Genomic DNA, 14,901 nt, shown 5'->3' with positions numbered 1-14,901 from the left:
CGCGAATGGTCAAACCATCCGCTCAACGACTGTCTAAACACGCAGGTCTTCGCCTGTTCGAGCGATGAGCTCCCGGCTGGCCGGCACCGGAAGCGCCCGGGACCGCAAATCGGCGAAGGCGTCCCGGTACACCTGCACGTCCTCCGGCCTGGTCCGCAGCCGGCCGCCCACCAGGTCCTCGCTGTGCACGACGGGCGGGCGCTTGTCGAACTCGAGAACGACGAACGTCTCCCCCAGCGCGGCGTGCGCCCCGGCGGCGAAGGGCAGGATCCGCAGCTCGACACCGGGACGGTCGGCGGCGGCGTACAGATGCTGGAGCTGGCGGCGCAGGACGCCGCGGCCGCCCACCTCGCGCCGCAGGGCCGACTCGTCGAGGACCACGCAGAGGCGCGGCGACGGCACCCGGGCGAGGAGGCTCTGCCGGGCCATCCGCAGGGCGGTACGCCGTTGCGCCGTGTCGGCGTCCTGGACGTCCGCGCCGACCTCGATGACCGCGTGGGCGTACTCGTCGGTCTGGAGCAGGCCGGGGATCACCTGGGCCTCCCACTCGCAGATCGCGGTGGCCTCCGCCTCCAGGGCCACGTACTCGTCGTAGCGGTCCGGGACCGACGACCGGTACGGCGCCCACCAGACCCGCGGCCGCCCACGCCCGGCCATGCCCCGCAGTCGCGGCCGGTCGCGCGCCGGCACGCCGAGGACGCTGAGCAACCGTTCGAGGTCGGCCTCGCTGATCCCGGTACGGGCGGTCTCGATGCGGCTCAGCTTCGACTCGGACCAGCCCAGCTCGCCGGCCACCTCGGCGCCACGGCGGTTTCCGCGCAGGCGGCGGAGCTCGTCGCCGAGCTCGCGGCGTGCGGCCATCGATGTCGGCGCCACGCGTGCCACCGTACCGGTGACTCTGTGCAAGTTGCACGACACTTTATGCACTTGCAGATCGGCCGTGACCGTGTGCTAATGGGATGAGAGGTACGAAACTTGGTGCCGGCCGCCGGGCGGGAGGTCGAGCACCGGCGCGTCGCCTGCGGGGGCGGAGCGCGAAACAGGAAAGCGGACCGGCGGCGGCAACCACCGGTTCGCTTTTCCATGTCAGGGATGCGCTCAGTATCGGTAGTGATCGGGCTTGTACGGGCCTGACCGCCATCCCCAGGTACGACGCCTGCTGCTTGGTCAGCTCGGTGAGCTTCACCCCGAGCGCACCCAGGTGCAGCCGCGCGACCTTCTCGTCCAGGTACTTCGGCAGCACGTACACGCCGACCGGGTACGGCCGAACGCGGCGAGCGAGAGATCGGCGACCTTGCAGTCGCCCTCGGCCACGGACGCGGGGCGCTTCGTGGTCATCAGGCTCCTGAAAGTCGGGGGATTCCGGTACCCGGACAGCGAACGGGGCGACGGGTCAAAGACCCGCCGCCCCGTTCATCCCCCCGGTTTGGTACCGCGCGCGTCGTGGGACCCCCCGATCACCTTGACGCTGCGTGTTGATAGCTTCACACTCCGCACACAGTCATGTCAAGCAAATCCGCACATTTCCGTTTTTATCCTTAAGTGGGCCGTGAGCCCGAGGCGGGCTGGGCAGCCGTTCGCGCCGTCGGCGGCCGGTGGCCGACCGCGGTGCCCGGAGGCCGGCCGCGGTGGCGGTGGCCGATGGCGGAGGTGGTGGCCGATGGCGGAGGTGGTGGCCGGAGGTGGCTTCAGGAAGCGACCGCCGCCACGAACACCTGCCCGACCCCCGCCGCCGTCGCCGGCCCCGTCTCCGCCGGGATGTACGCCGCCTTCCCCGCGGCCACCTCCACCGGCGTGCCGTCCACCGCTTCGGCCACGTACACGTCGCCTCGCACGCCGAGGACGATGCGGGGGCCCTCCCCCGGCAGGCGCAGCGGCGGGGCTGCCGGGGTGAGGTCGAGGCGGTACAGGGCGAACTCGCGTACCGGAACCTGCCAGGTCACGACGCCCGGTGCGAGCTCCGTCGCGGGCAGGACCGGGTCGGACAGGACCTCGAAGCGCAGCACCCGGAGCAGTTCGTCCACGTCGACGTGTTTCGGGGTGAGGCCGCCGCGCAGCACGTTGTCGCTCGCCGCCATGATTTCGACGCCGGTGCCGGTCAGGTACGCGTGGAGGTTGCCCGCCGGCATCCAGATGGCCTCGCCGGGCTGGAGGTGCACGTGGTTGAGCAGCAGCGCCGCCAGCACGCCCGGGTCGGCCGGGTAGTGGGCCGCGAGCGCGTTCACCAGCGGGGCCGTGCCGGCCTCGACCGCCTCCCCGATGAGCGGCGCGCGGTCGGCCGTGGGCCAGCTCAGCAGGGTGCGTACGGCCGTGCCGATGCCCTCCACCCCGGTGCGCAGCGCGTCCACCACCGGGCCCAGCCGTTCGATCTTCAGATCCTCGAGCGCGGCGGCCGAGGCGGACGGGTCACGGAACCCGCACAGCGCCTCGAACGGCGTGAGCGCGACCAGCATCTCCGGCTTGTGGTACGCGTCCGTGTAGAGGCGCGGGGCGTCCGGGTCGGCCTCCTGCGCGGCGAACGCCTGGCGGGCGTACTCGGCGTCGGGGTGTGCCTGCAGGGACAGCGGGGCCTCCGCCGCGAGGACCTTCACCAGGTACGGCAGGCGGGCGCCGAACTCGCGGGCGACCTCGGCGCCGAGCTGCGCTTCCGGGTTCGCGGCGATCAGCTCGGCGAGGCTGACCGGGCCGTCGGCGCCGGTGACCGTCGACGGGTCGCCGGGATGGGCGCCGAGCCACCACTCCGCCTCGGGGCCCTCGGTGGGCGCCGGCCGGCCCTGCAGCTCGGCGAGGGAGCTGCGCGAACCCCAGGCGTACGGCCGGATCACGCCGGTGAGCGGAAGAACAGCAGCCACCGGGCCGCCCCCATTCGGTGTCCAGGATCAGTGCGGGTGCGAGCCGCGCCCGCGTGGAAAGTAACCGGCCGGGGCCCGCGAAGGACACCCGGCCGGTCAGCCGTCCCTCGATCAGGGCGTGACGACCGCGTCCGCCGAAGCGGTCGACGCCGCCTTCGCCGCGCTGTAGATGTCCGGCTCGAGGTAGATGACCCGGGCGATCGGTACGGCCTCGCGGATGCGGGCCTCGGTCTCGTTGATGTGCCGGGCCACGTCCTCCGCGCGCTCGGTCGGCGGGACCGCGATCTTCGCCGCCACGAGCAGCTCCTCGGGGCCGAGGTGCAGCGTCTTCATGTGGATGATGCACTCGACGCCCCGGGTGCCGGCGATGGCCTGTTCGATCTTGGCCACCTCCTCCGGGTTGGCGCCCTCGCCCAGCAGCAGGCTCTTGGTCTCCAGCGCCAGGATCGCCGCGATCGCGACCAGCAGGAGGCCGATCGCCGCCGTACCGATGCCGTCCCAGACGCCGTTGCCGGTGATCAGGGTGAGCACCACGCCGAAGAGCGCGAAGACCAGGCCGAGGAGCGCGCCGGCGTCCTCGAGCAGCACCACCGGCAGCTCCGGCGCCTTCGCGCGGCGCACGAAGTTGACCCACGAGGTGTTGCCGCGGGTGTGGTTCGACTCCTGGATCGCGGTACGGAACGAGAAGCCTTCGAGGCCGATCGCGATCACCAGCACGACCACCGGCACCCACTGCCACTCGGTGATCGCCTCGGGGTGCTGGATCTTGTGCCAGGCCTCGTACAGCGCGAACAGGCCACCGACGCTGAACAGCACGATCGCCACGATGAACGCGTAGATGTAGCGCTCACGCCCGTACCCGAAGGGGTGTTGCGGGGTGGCCTTGCGGGCGGCCCGCTTGCCGCCGAGCAGGAGCAGGGCCTGGTTGCCGGAGTCGGCGACCGAGTGGATGCTCTCGGCGAGCATGGACGACGAGCCGGTCAGGATCCAGGCCACGAACTTCGTCGCGGCGATGCCGAGGTTCGCGGCCAGGGCCGCGATGATCGCCTTGGTTCCTCCGCCGGCGCTCACTGCAGTGCCTCGGGCATGGGGTTCGACAGTTCCTTCATCTCGTTGATCGCGGGTACGGCCATCGGGTCGAGGCCGTGCGCGAGGGCAAGGTAGATCGATGCGAAGTCCGGTACGGCGGTGAGCGACGCGAGCCGCTCCAGCGCGGAACCACCCTCGGCGGTGAGCACGTCGCAGCGCACGCCGCGGCGCTCGGCGAGGGTCTGCACGGCGTCCGCCCGGCGCTCCTCGACGGCGACCGGCTCGTCCGCCTCCTCCTCCGGGTTCAGGCCACCGTCGCGCAGCACGACCAGGCGCAGCCGGGTGGTGGCCTGCTCCTCCTCGTCCGGGTCGGCGAAGATGTCCCGCGAGGATTCGGCCAGCCCGCCGAACGGGCCGTCGAGCAGCCCGACCCGGCCGCGGCCCGCCTCACCGAGGGCCCCGGCCATCACCGGGTAGCGCGCGTTCGCGGCGAGCGTGTCGGCGAAGCGCCGGGCGGCGACCGTGGCCAGCGGCGACGAACCCCAGACGATGGGTACGGACCCCGCGAGGTCCAGCGCCAGCGACTTCGCCGGGTTGACGAAGGACTCCGCGCCCGGCCGGCACCGCTCGGCGTCGGCGTCGAGGCGGGCGGCGGTCTCGGCGAGATCGGCCTCGTTGACCTTCACCAGCCCGAGGCTGCGCGCGGCCAGCAGGACCGGCACGGCGAGACCCCACAGGCTGGCCCGGGCGGGCGCTCGCCGCGGCACCGGGATGAACGGCGCGCGAGCCCGCTCAGCCATCGCCTGCAGCTCGGAATCCGGGTTGCCGATGGCCACCAGCCGGGCACCCCGGCGCGCGGCGGCATCCGCGGCGGCCAGCGCCTCCGGGCTGCGGCCGCTCGCGGAGACGGCGATGACCACGTCGGCCGCGCCCACCCAGCCCGGCACGCCGGCGCTGCGGTGCCCGATCACCGGAACGGGGCAGCGCGGGCCGGCCACCGTGGCCAGGATGTTGCCGGTCAGGCCGGCGGTGCCGATGCCCGCCACGACGACCGCGCGGGGACGGCCCTCGTCGGCCAGCAGGCTGAGGTTGGCCTCGGCCGCCAGCGCGGCGGACTCGCGCACCTGGGCGCCCGCGGACGCCGTGGCCCGCAACATGCCGCCCGGGTCGTTGGCGAGCATCGCCTTCTCGTCCTCGAGCAGGGACTCGTCGGCGACGCGGCGCCCGGTCAGGCCGGCCGTACCGTCGTCGGGACTCGCCATCACGCCACCTCCCCGGCGGCGACGGAACCGAGCGGCGCCTGCCGCGGATCCGGTCGGGCCGGTAACTCCGGGGACTGCGGGTCGAGCGCCACCGAGCGGCTCCTTCACGTACGCGAATTCGTTCGGACCAGGTGATCCTAACCGTGTACGCCCCGGCGCACCGCGCACGGCGGACCGCAGCGCCGCGCCCGCCCCCGGGTGCTCAGGCCGGGTCGGCGGCGGCGCCCGGTCCGGGCCGGGCCTCGTCGAGGAGCAGCACCGGGATGTCGTCGCGGACCTCGAAGATCCGGCCGCACTCGGTGCAGGTCAGCGTCTGGCCGTCCGCGTCGTAGTCGAGCGGCGCGTGGTGGACGTCCGGGCACGCGAGGATGTCCAGCAACTGCGGGTCGAGGGCCACGGGAACGCTCCTTGCGGTACGGGACTGCCGGACGAGGCGATCCTAGCCCCGCACGATGGCGAGGACCTCGTCGCGCAGGGCCGCCATCCGGTCCGGCTTGGGCGCCTCCACGTTGAGGCGCAGCAGCGGCTCGGTGTTGGAGGCCCGCAGGTTGAACCAGGAGCCGTCGCCGAGGTGGACCGTCATGCCGTCCAGGTCGTCGAAGGTGGCGTCCGGGTACGCCGCGCGCACCTGGGCGATCTTCGCCGCGGCGTCCGGCACGGTGGAGTTGATCTCGCCGGAGGCGCTGTAGCGCTCGAACTCGGCGGCGAAGTGGGACAGCGGCTCGTCCTGCCCGCCCAGCGCGGCCAGGACGTGCATCGCGGCGAGCATGCCGGTGTCGGCGAACCAGAAGTCGCGGAAGTAGTAGTGCGCCGAGTGCTCGCCGCCGAAGATGGCGTTGGTCCGGGCCATCTCCGCCTTGATGAACGAGTGGCCGACCCGGCTGCGCACCGGCCGGCCGCCGCTCTCCTCGATGATCTCGGGCACGGCGGCCGACGTGATGAGGTTGTGGATGACCGTGGCGCCCGGGTACTTCGCGAGCTCCCGCTTCGCGACCAGCGCGGTGATCGCCGAGGGTGAGACCGGGTCGCCGTTCTCGTCCACGACGAAGCAGCGGTCGGCGTCGCCGTCGAAGGCGAGACCGATGTCGGCGCCGTGCTCGCGGACCGCCGCCTGCAGGTCGACCAGGTTGGCCGGGTCCAGCGGGTTGGCCTCGTGGTTGGGGAAGGAGCCGTCGAGCTCGAAGTACATCGGCACGATCTCCAGCGGCAGCGGCTCGAGCAGCTGATCGCCCAGCACGGCCGGCACGGTGTGGCCGCCCATGCCGTTCCCGGCGTCCACGACCACCTTCAGCGGGCGGATGCCGCTCAGGTCGACGAGTGAGCGCAGGTGCTCGGCGTACCCCTGGAGCAGGCCGATGTGCTCGACCCGCGGCGGCATCGCGCCGACCGCGTCGAGGTCGTCGAGCAGCTCCTCGGCGCGCATCCGGACGATCGCGAGCCCGCTGTCCTGGCCGACCGGCCGGGCGCCGGCCCGGCACAGCTTGATGCCGTTGTACTGCGCCGGGTTGTGGCTGGCGGTGAACATGGCGCCGGGCAGGGCGAGCGACCCGGAGGCGTAGTACAGCTGGTCGGTGGAGGCGAGCCCGATGTGCACGACCGCCGCGCCCGCGGAGTTGGCGCCCTTGGCGAAGGCGGCCGCCAGCGCCGGGCCGGTCTCGCGCATGTCGTGCCCGATGACGATCTTCTCCGCGCCGTCGCCGGCCTCGCGCAGCATCTCCACGAAGGCGGTGCCCAGGGCGCGGGCCACGGTCTCGTCGAGCTGGTCGGGCACGACGCCGCGGACGTCGTAGGCCTTCACGAGCTGGGACAGATCAGTCAACGCGTACTCCTCGGCCGGATTTCCGTCCCGCCGAGACTAACGGAGCGCGGCTGCCCGCAAGGTCGCAACCGAGCGGCGTCACCGTCTCGGTGCTGTTACGGCAAGCGCGTCCCGGCAGGCGCGGTCAGCGAGCCGGGTGGTTTCCGGCAACCGGAAGCGGGAGGCCAGCCCCAGGGTCAACGCGCACGCGGCGTCGAGGTCGCTCCGGTGACCGACAGACACGAAGACCGGCTTCACACCCGTACGGGTACGCAGCGCGGGGATCTCACGGAAGGCGAACAGCCCCGGCACGTACGGGAACGCGGCCGTGCCACGTACGACGGCGGTGTCGAGCACCCGGTGGTCCCCCGCGTCAAGCACGACCACCGCCGCGGCCAGCCGCTCGCCATCCTCGTGGTACGCGACGTCCAGCCCGGCGACCGCCCTCGGGTGCTCGGGACCGGGGCCGGGCAGCAGCCGCGATCGGAGGGCGTCCTGCGCGGCGAGCGCCTCCGCCTCCGTCCGCGGCCAGGCTGCTGGGGCGTTCACGGGGAGAGCCTATGTTGTCGTCCGAGGTGATGCGGGTCACGATGGGGGCTGGAGGTGCGCGTATGTCCAACCCCTGGCTCGCGCTCGACCTCGGCACCGATCCCGCCGAGCGGATCAGCCAGGTCGGCCGCGCCCACGAGCTGTTCGTGACCGGGGAACGACCCGTCGACCAGGTGCGGTCCGTGGTGGCCGACTCGTGGCGGCGCTCCGTGGGGGCCCTGGTCAGCCCGGACAGCACCGCGCCCATCGACCTCAGCGACGGCGACCTGGAGGCGTACCGGGCCGGGCATCCGCTGTCCCGGGTGCTGCCGATCTTCCGGGACCTGCTCGGCGGGCTGGCCGACGACGGCGCGCACATCATGGCGGTGTGCGACGCCCACGGCCGGCTGCTGTGGGTCGAGGGGCACACCTCGATGCTGCGCGGCGCGGAGTCGATGAACTTCGTGCCCGGCGCCCGCTGGGACGAGGCCCACGCCGGCACCAACGCCCCCGGTACGGCGCTCGCCGTCGACCACCCGCTGCAGATCTTCGCCACCGAGCACTTCACCCGCGGCGTGCAGCGCTATACGTGCGCGGCGGCGCCGATCCACGACCCGGCGACCGGCCGGCTGCTCGGCGCGATCGACGTGACCGGCGGTGATCACCTCGCCAACCCGCACAGCCTCGCGCTGGTCCGGGCCACCGCGCTCGCGGCCGAGGCGTATCTCGGCAGTCAGGGGCCGCAGCCGGCCCCGGACACCGCCACGGTGTCCGTATTAGGGCGCGAAGACGCCGTGCTGGCGGTCGGCGGGAAACGGGTCAGGCTCGGCCGCCGCCATTCCGAGCTCCTCTGCCTGCTTCTGGTCCACCCCGAGGGCCGTACGGGAGATCAGTTAGGTTTTGATCTCTACGCCGACGACCTCAATCCGGTGACCGTCCGCGCGGAGCTCTCGCGGCTGCGCCGCACCCTGGGTCCCGAGTTGCTGGACTCGCGTCCCTACCGGCTGCGCGGCGAGATCGCGGCCGACTTCCTGGCGGTGAACCGCCTGCTGGACCACGGCCGGGCCGGCGAGGCGCTCGCCGCCTACGCCGGGCCGCTGCTGCCGTCCTCGGACGCGCCCGGGATCGTCCGCCTGCGGCGGCTGATCGACGGCCGGCTGCGGACGGCGATCCTGACCGGCGCCGACACGCGCCTGATCCAGACCTGGGTCACCGCGCCCTGGGGCGCGGACGACCTGGAGATGTGGGAGGCCTACGCGGCCGCCCTGCCGATCGGCTCGCCGGCCCGGATGCTGGCGACCAGGCGGATAGCCCACCTCGCCGCCGAGTACGGACTTGCAACGTCTGTGCAACGTCGCCGACATTAATGTGCGCCGCATCACCTTGATACGGAGGTCGTGCGCATGACTGTCTACTCCCCTCCCGGTAGCGACGGCGCCGTCGTCAGCTACGAGTCCCGGTACGACCACTGGATCGGCGGCGAGTACGTACCACCCGCCAAGGGCCAGTACTTCTCGAACCCGTCGCCAGTCACGGGACAGACCTTCTGCGAGATCGCGCGCGGTACCGCCGAGGACGTCGAGCGGGCGCTCGACGCGGCACACGGCGCGGCGGACGCCTGGGGCCGTACGTCGGCCGCCGAGCGGGCGAACATCCTCAACAAGATCGCCGACCGGATGGAGGCGAACCTCGAGCAGCTCGCGGTCGCCGAGGCCTGGGAGAACGGCAAGGCGGTCCGCGAGACCCTCGCCGCCGACATCCCGCTGGCGATCGACCACTTCCGCTACTTCGCCGGTGTGCTGCGCGCGCAGGAGGGCACCCTCGGCGAGATCGACGAGGACACCGTCGCGTACCACTTCCACGAGCCGCTGGGCGTGGTCGCGCAGATCATCCCGTGGAACTTCCCGATCCTGATGGCGGTCTGGAAGCTCGCGCCCGCGCTCGCCGCCGGCAACGCCGTGGTGCTCAAGCCGGCCGAGCAGACGCCGGCCTCGATCCACTACTGGATGTCGCTGGTCCAGGACCTGCTGCCGCCGGGCGTGGTGAACATCGTCAACGGCTTCGGCGTGGAGGCGGGCAAGCCGCTCGCGTCGTCCAACCGGGTCGCCAAGGTCGCATTCACCGGCGAGACCACCACCGGGCGCCTGATCATGCAGTACGCCTCGGAGAACATCATCCCGGTCACGCTGGAGCTCGGCGGCAAGAGCCCCAACATCTTCTTCGACGACGTCAGCAGCGCCGACGACGACTTCTTCGACAAGGCGCTCGAGGGCTTCGCGATGTTCGCGCTCAACCAGGGCGAGGTCTGCACCTGCCCGTCCCGGGCGCTGATCCAGCAGGGCCACTACGCGGACTTCCTGGCCGCCGGCGTGAAGCGCGTCGAGAACCTGAAGCAGGGCAACCCGCTGGACACCGACACCCAGGTCGGTGCCCAGGCGTCGAACGACCAGCTCGAGAAGATCCTGTCCTACCTGGACATCGGACGTCAGGAGGGCGCGAAGGTGCTCGTCGGTGGCGCCCGGGCAGACCTCGGCGGGGATCTGGCCGGTGGCTACTACGTGCAGCCCACGATCTTCGAGGGCTCGAACTCGATGCGGATCTTCCAGGAGGAGATCTTCGGGCCGGTGGTGTCGGTGACCTCGTTCACCGATTACGCGGACGCCATCAAGCTCGCCAACGACACGCTGTACGGCCTGGGCGCCGGCGTGTGGACCCGGGACGCGACCCTCGCGTACCGGTCCGGGCGGGCGATCAAGGCGGGTCGGGTGTGGACGAACTGCTACCACCAGTATCCGGCGCACGCCGCGTTCGGCGGTTACAAGCAGTCCGGCATCGGCCGCGAGAACCACAAGATGATGCTGGACCACTACCAGCAGACGAAGAACCTGCTGGTCAGCTACTCCCCCAAGGCGCTGGGCTTCTTCTGATGGGTGCCCGGGTGGACGTGACCCCCGCGGCGGCCGAGCTCATCCGGTCGCTGCGGGGACAGCACGGTCCGTTGATGTTCCACCAGTCCGGCGGCTGTTGCGACGGCAGCGCCCCGATGTGCTACCCGGACGGCGAGTTCCGTACCGGCTCCAGCGACGTCCTGCTGGAGCAGCTGCACATCGACGGCGTCGACGAGCCGGTGTCGTTCTGGATGAGCACGTCGCAGTTCGAGGCCTGGAAGCACACCCACCTGACCGTGGACGTCGTCCCGGGCCGCGGCAGCGGCTTCAGCCTGGAGGCACCGGAGGGGGTGCGCTTCCTGATCCGAAGCCGCGTGCTCACGCCGGAGGAGTTGGCGGCTCTTTCGTCGTGAGCCCGGGAACCGGCCGTGGGGTGGTCACCGCCCCACGGCCGGGCTGCGCCGGCCGACCGCGTACCGGAAACGGTTGATCAATCGGTAACCCCCCGCTTTTTGACGGTACGGGCGCACTGCAGCGAGAACCTCCACGGCGTCTTCCGGCGCCCCGTCCCCGACGATCCACGTCACCAGCGATTCGTCGTCGGCGAACTCCCACGGCACGTCGACGAGCCCTTCGTGGACCTCGGTCAGCCCGCCGTCCTCCAGCAACCCGCGCAGCCCGCCCGGCAGCCGCAGGTCACCCTCCGGTCCCGGCGGCCCGTCGGCGAGCGCCCGTTCGATCGCGTCGACGTCGTTGAGCGCGCGCTCGGCCCAGTTCGCGACGGCGAGATGGCCACCCGGCCGCGTCACCCGGACCATCTCGGCGAGCGCCTCATCGGTGTCCTCCGCGAACTGCAGCGCGTTGAACGCCGTCGTGAGGTCGAACGTGGCGTCGTCCCACAGCAGCTTCTCCACACCACCGCTGCGGACGTCTCGCTCGCGGTCGACCGCGAGCCGCACCATGTCGGGATCGGGGTCGATGCCCGATGCAACCATCCCCCGCCGCCCGCAGTACGCCACGAACCCGCCGGCACCGCAGCCCACGTCGAGAACCCGCGCGCCGCTTCTCGCCTCGATCTGCTCGAGGACTGCCCGCCACGCGGGTTCGGCCCAGTCGTCTCCGGTCACCGGCTCACCACCCGTTCACCATGCCACGGCGGGATCCGTCCGCAGCCGGCTGAACAGCAGGCCGTCGCGCCACTGCCCGGCCCGGAACTCCGACGCGCGGATCACGCCCTCGAGCTGGAAGCCGGCCTTGACGAGCGACTTCTGCTCGGCGATGTTCTCCGGCTGGGTGCCGGCCTGGATCCGCTGCACCGGCGTGTGCTCGAACAGGTAATCGCACAGCATGGCCTGAGCCCGCCAGCCGATTCCGCGCCCGCGAAATTCCGGCAGCAGCAGAATGCCGATCTCCCAATGCCGCCCGTTCGGGTTGAATTCCTTCGCGCCCCACGCCACCAGACCGGCCGTCTCCTGGTCGACGTCCACCATCAGGCGGCCGCCGTCGGCGCCGAGGTAGCCATCTGCGGCGAACCGGCGCTCCGCGGCCCGGGCATCGGTGAATCCGTGCCAGTCGTGGCCCACCAGCTCGTGATCCACGGCCACCCGCCGGAACAGGGGCAAATCACCTTCTTCGACCGGGCGCATTTTGATGTCCATTTATTCAGCTTGTCCGAACGGGTCAACCGCATGGGCCATTAGGGGCAATCGATGAACCGCACACGCGTGATCCTCCGTAGCCCTCGCCGACACCCGAGTCGATCCCAGTCCAAGGAGCACCATCATGCGTTCCCCGTTGCGAACCGCGATCCTCGCCGGCACAGCCGTGGCCGTCGCCGGCGCGATCACCACCGTCACCCTCAACGCCTCCGCGGCCGAGCAGACCCGGCCGTTCCCGCACCCGAGCGCCAGCACCACGCCCTCGCCGATCGACCCGCCGCCCGGGCTGCACAAGATCGGCAGCTACCGCGTGGTGACCGGCACCCAGACGTACACCTGCACGAACGGCGTCTTCCCGACCGCGTCGGTGCCCGAGGCCAAGCTGGCCGGCCCGCGCGGCTGGATCCACCACTTCAAGGGCCCGAGCTGGCAGTCCGAGAAGGACGGTTCGCTCGTCACGGCCGCCAAGGTCGCCGACAAGCCGCGTACGGGGACGATCCCCGAGCTGCTGCTGCAGGTCAACAGCCACAGCGGTAACGGAATCCTGTCGAAGGCCGCGTACATCCAGCGGCTGTACACCTCGGGCGGCGTCGCGCCGGCCGGGAGCTGCACCGACGGCGAGACCGCGACCGTGCCGTACAGCGCCCTGTACGTCTTCTGGGGCTGACCGGTCACCCGGGGGCGGCGAACGGGGCGCCGCCCTTCTCCCCCATTGATGCCAGGCCTCCGCCGGGACGATCAACACCGGTGGCGCGCCCGGCCATAGTGCATCCGTCCTCAGTACCCTTACCTCGGACGGAGCTTGCTGCGATGCGTACCCCCAAGGTTCTCGTGATCGGCCTGGCACTGGCGGGCGTGGCCGGCCTGGCCGGCTGCGGCTCCGCGATGGCCGCCGAACGCTCACCGGCCTGGGTCGCCGCCTCCCCGTCCGCTTCCACCTCGCGATCCGCGTCGCCGTCGCCCTCGTCGCCGTCGTCGCCGACTCGTCCCGCGAAGCACGCCCCGGCGCATTCCTCATCGCCGGAGCACTCGGCATCGTCGACGCCGTCGCACTCCACCCCGGCTTCCCGGCCTGCGCACCGGGCGCACCACGACGGACCCGCGGACAGCCTCATGAAGACCGGGCAGAAGGGCGTCGCGCTCACCTTCGACGACGGGCCCGACCCGGCGCAGACGCCGAAGCTGCTCGACCTGCTGAAGAAGCGGCACGTCAAGGCCACGTTCTGCCTGGTCGGCCAGAACGTCGCCGCCCACCCGGCCCTGGTACGCCGGATCGCCGCCGAGGGCCACACCCTCTGCAATCACACGTGGCGGCACAGCCTGACGCTGGGCAAGAAGAAGCCGTCGGTCATCCGGGCCGACCTGCAGCGCACCAACGACGCCATCCGGGCGGCTGCACCCGGGGCTGAGATCAAGTACATGCGCGCGCCGGGTGGCAACTTCACCCCGGCCTTCGTGCACGCGGCCACCGACCTCGGCATGACGTCCATCTACTGGCAGGTCGACCCCCGCGACTGGGACCACCCGGCCGGCGAGTCCGACGGCGCCCACCAGGCCAAGGTCATCAAGGCGGTCAAGAAGCACGTCAGCCGCGGCGCGATCGTGCTCTCCCACGACTACGCCCAGCCGGACACCATCGCGGCGTACGAGACGCTGATTCCGTGGCTGCAGCGGCGGTACAAGCTCATCGCCCTGCCGTGACCGGGGCGGGTCCGCTCATCCGCTCGGCTTTCGTCCCGCTCGGCTTTCGTCCCGCTCGGCTTTCGTCCCGCTCGGGGCGGGCTTCAGTGGGAGGGCGGGATGACGCGGAGGTGGCCGCGGCGGCCGGTCTGGTGGCCCGGGAGCGTGTCGTGCTCCTCGGGGCGCGGCGGCGGGGCCGGGCGGGCCGCCTCGCGGACGGCGTCGGCGAGGGCCACCAGGTCGTCCGTGGTCGGCGGCGGGGGCGCGAAGTCGCCGTCGTGGCGGACCAGTTCCCAGCCGCGCGGGGCGGTGAGGCTGCGGGCGTGGGGTTCGCAGAGGTCGTACGTGTGCGGCTCGGCGAAGGCGGCCAGCGGGCCGACGACGGCCGTGGAGTCGCTGTAGACGTAGGTCAGGGTGGCGACCGCCTGTCGGGGACAGCCGTTGCGGGAGCAGCGCCGTGGGGACCTCACGGCGGCACGTTATCTCTAAGCGCGCACGCGCGGGCGACGATGGACCCGCGACACGCCGACCCACAATGCATCACGATTTCGACATGGCGCTCCGACACGCCGCCCCAATGGGGCGAATTCCTCGGGACGAAACGCGGCCGACACAGCCTGACCACGGCGGACGCCGTTTGCGGGCTAGGCTGGCGGCGTGACCACCAGCCCCGACCGCCGCCGCACCGGCTCAGAACCGGGCCGGTCCCCGCGCACCGCCGGACCGGGCCGCCCCGCCCGCCGCGATCGGCACGGGCGCGGGCTGCGCGGCCGGCTCGTCCCGGCCACCGTGCCGCTCGCCCGCACGAAGGCCGAGATCTTCGACGATCTCGTCCTCGACACCGTCGAGACCCTCGAGCGGCGGTATGCGAAGGAACTGGCCGGCGTGGAGTTCGCGGTCGAGGACGTACCGCCGGACCTGAACGTCTACGACTCGGACGTGCTCGAGGACGGCGAGGTGCCGCTCGCCCGGCTCCTCCCGGGCCGGCCCGGACGCCAGGAGCTCCCGCCGCGGATCGTGCTCTACCGGCGGCCGCTGGAATTCCGGGCGATGGACCGCGAGGACCTCGCCGACCTCGTCCACGACGTGATCATCGAACAGGTCGCCAACCTGCTCGGTGTCGACCCTGACGAGCTCTCGTAGGACGCCCCCCGGCGTCCGGCCTTACTCGTTCGTCCCCCTGCTGGACGCCTTCCGGCGTCCCGG

At 72.0% G+C, this 14,901-nt stretch carries 16 protein-coding genes and 1 pseudogene; 6 read left to right on the top strand and 11 right to left on the bottom strand.

The window, feature by feature from the left end; all coding sequences use genetic code 11:
• Positions 1–33: 33 nt before the first annotated feature.
• From IT780_RS32530 to IT780_RS32495, 8 genes and pseudogenes are all read right to left on the bottom strand, one after another.
• The gene (locus IT780_RS32530) at positions 34–876 is read right to left on the bottom strand and encodes a helix-turn-helix domain-containing protein (RefSeq protein WP_307831504.1); all 843 of its coding nucleotides are present in this window, start codon (positions 874–876) and stop codon (positions 34–36) included.
• 222 nt (positions 877–1,098) lie between these two features.
• A pseudogene (locus IT780_RS32525) lies at positions 1,099–1,261 on the bottom strand (adenosylhomocysteinase); the annotation flags it as partial.
• 427 nt (positions 1,262–1,688) lie between these two features.
• A complete protein-coding gene (gene manA / locus IT780_RS32520) occupies positions 1,689–2,852 on the bottom strand; it encodes a mannose-6-phosphate isomerase, class I (RefSeq protein ID WP_199515664.1) in 1,164 nt (387 codons plus the stop codon).
• A 111-nt stretch (positions 2,853–2,963) separates the two neighbouring features.
• On the bottom strand, positions 2,964–3,923 hold the full coding sequence (locus IT780_RS32515; RefSeq protein WP_199515663.1) for a cation diffusion facilitator family transporter: 960 nt from the start codon (positions 3,921–3,923) through the stop codon (positions 2,964–2,966).
• Positions 3,920–5,143 (bottom strand): SIS domain-containing protein, encoded by a 1,224-nt coding sequence (locus IT780_RS32510; protein ID WP_199515662.1) that lies wholly within the window; start codon positions 5,141–5,143, stop codon positions 3,920–3,922. Before IT780_RS32510 ends, IT780_RS32515 begins: the two co-directional genes overlap by 4 nt.
• 202 nt (positions 5,144–5,345) lie before the next feature.
• Entirely contained in the window at positions 5,346–5,540 is a 195-nt protein-coding gene (locus IT780_RS32505) for a Trm112 family protein (protein WP_199515661.1), read from the bottom strand.
• Between the two features lie 42 nt (positions 5,541–5,582).
• Positions 5,583–6,962, bottom strand: coding sequence for a phosphomannomutase/phosphoglucomutase (locus tag IT780_RS32500; RefSeq protein ID WP_199515660.1), 1,380 nt, complete (start codon positions 6,960–6,962; stop codon positions 5,583–5,585).
• A gap of 78 nt (positions 6,963–7,040) precedes the next feature.
• Positions 7,041–7,490, bottom strand: a complete 450-nt coding sequence (locus IT780_RS32495) for an endonuclease V (RefSeq protein ID WP_199515659.1) — start codon at positions 7,488–7,490, stop codon at positions 7,041–7,043.
• A gap of 62 nt (positions 7,491–7,552) precedes the next feature.
• On the opposite strand from IT780_RS32495, the gene IT780_RS32490 reads away from it, so the two are divergent.
• Genes IT780_RS32490 through IT780_RS32480 form a run of 3 tightly spaced genes read left to right on the top strand, consistent with a single transcriptional unit; the run spans position 7,553 to position 10,770 of the window.
• Entirely contained in the window at positions 7,553–8,836 is a 1,284-nt protein-coding gene (locus tag IT780_RS32490; protein ID WP_199515658.1) for a GAF domain-containing protein, read from the top strand.
• Positions 8,837–8,872: 36 nt separating this feature from the next.
• Positions 8,873–10,396, top strand: a complete 1,524-nt coding sequence (gene adh / locus IT780_RS32485; RefSeq protein ID WP_199515657.1) for an aldehyde dehydrogenase — start codon at positions 8,873–8,875, stop codon at positions 10,394–10,396.
• Positions 10,396–10,770, top strand: coding sequence for a DUF779 domain-containing protein (locus IT780_RS32480; protein WP_199515656.1), 375 nt, complete (start codon positions 10,396–10,398; stop codon positions 10,768–10,770). Before adh ends, IT780_RS32480 begins: the two co-directional genes overlap by 1 nt.
• Positions 10,771–10,794: 24 nt before the next feature.
• Here IT780_RS32480 and IT780_RS32475 read toward each other — a convergent pair whose 3' ends face one another.
• Both IT780_RS32475 and IT780_RS32470 read right to left on the bottom strand, forming a co-directional pair.
• The gene (locus IT780_RS32475; protein WP_199515655.1) at positions 10,795–11,484 is read right to left on the bottom strand and encodes a class I SAM-dependent methyltransferase; all 690 of its coding nucleotides are present in this window, start codon (positions 11,482–11,484) and stop codon (positions 10,795–10,797) included.
• Between the two features lie 15 nt (positions 11,485–11,499).
• Positions 11,500–12,003: a GNAT family N-acetyltransferase gene (locus IT780_RS32470; RefSeq protein ID WP_267910206.1), complete on the bottom strand. Its 504-nt coding sequence runs from the start codon at positions 12,001–12,003 to the stop codon at positions 11,500–11,502.
• Between the two features lie 136 nt (positions 12,004–12,139).
• Here IT780_RS32470 and IT780_RS32465 point away from each other — a divergent pair, with 136 nt between their 5' ends.
• Together IT780_RS32465 and IT780_RS32460 are read left to right on the top strand one after the other, a co-directional pair.
• Positions 12,140–12,682 carry a DUF3455 domain-containing protein gene (locus IT780_RS32465; protein ID WP_199515653.1) on the top strand — a complete coding sequence of 181 codons (543 nt, stop codon included), beginning with the start codon at positions 12,140–12,142 and terminating at the stop codon, positions 12,680–12,682.
• Between the two features lie 143 nt (positions 12,683–12,825).
• Positions 12,826–13,716, top strand: a complete 891-nt coding sequence (locus tag IT780_RS32460; RefSeq protein ID WP_233413879.1) for a polysaccharide deacetylase family protein — start codon at positions 12,826–12,828, stop codon at positions 13,714–13,716.
• An 83-nt stretch (positions 13,717–13,799) separates the two neighbouring features.
• Here IT780_RS32460 and IT780_RS32455 read toward each other — a convergent pair whose 3' ends face one another.
• The gene (locus IT780_RS32455) at positions 13,800–14,165 is read right to left on the bottom strand and encodes a DUF3499 domain-containing protein (protein WP_199515652.1); all 366 of its coding nucleotides are present in this window, start codon (positions 14,163–14,165) and stop codon (positions 13,800–13,802) included.
• A gap of 187 nt (positions 14,166–14,352) precedes the next feature.
• On the opposite strand from IT780_RS32455, the gene IT780_RS32450 reads away from it, so the two are divergent.
• Positions 14,353–14,838 (top strand): metallopeptidase family protein, encoded by a 486-nt coding sequence (locus IT780_RS32450; protein ID WP_372443852.1) that lies wholly within the window; start codon positions 14,353–14,355, stop codon positions 14,836–14,838.
• The last annotated feature ends 63 nt before the right edge of the window (positions 14,839–14,901 follow it).

This window comes from Nucisporomicrobium flavum (genome assembly GCF_016464385.1).
Taxonomy (GTDB): Bacteria; Actinomycetota; Actinomycetes; order Mycobacteriales; family Micromonosporaceae; genus Actinoplanes; species Actinoplanes flavus_A.
This window is presented reverse-complemented; position numbering and strand designations above follow the sequence as displayed.

Excerpts from the sequence above, each read along its gene's own strand:
- IT780_RS32510 (WP_199515662.1), bottom strand. The coding sequence starts at position 5,143 with ATGGCGAGTCCCGACGACGGTACGGCCGGCCTGACCGGGCGCCGCGTC.
- IT780_RS32490 (WP_199515658.1), top strand. The coding sequence starts at position 7,553 with ATGTCCAACCCCTGGCTCGCGCTCGACCTCGGCACCGATCCCGCCGAG.
- adh (WP_199515657.1), top strand. The coding sequence starts at position 8,873 with ATGACTGTCTACTCCCCTCCCGGTAGCGACGGCGCCGTCGTCAGCTAC.
- IT780_RS32480 (WP_199515656.1), top strand. The coding sequence starts at position 10,396 with ATGGGTGCCCGGGTGGACGTGACCCCCGCGGCGGCCGAGCTCATCCGG.
- IT780_RS32470 (WP_267910206.1), bottom strand. The coding sequence starts at position 12,003 with ATGCGCCCGGTCGAAGAAGGTGATTTGCCCCTGTTCCGGCGGGTGGCC.
- IT780_RS32465 (WP_199515653.1), top strand. The coding sequence starts at position 12,140 with ATGCGTTCCCCGTTGCGAACCGCGATCCTCGCCGGCACAGCCGTGGCC.
- IT780_RS32460 (WP_233413879.1), top strand. The coding sequence starts at position 12,826 with ATGCGTACCCCCAAGGTTCTCGTGATCGGCCTGGCACTGGCGGGCGTG.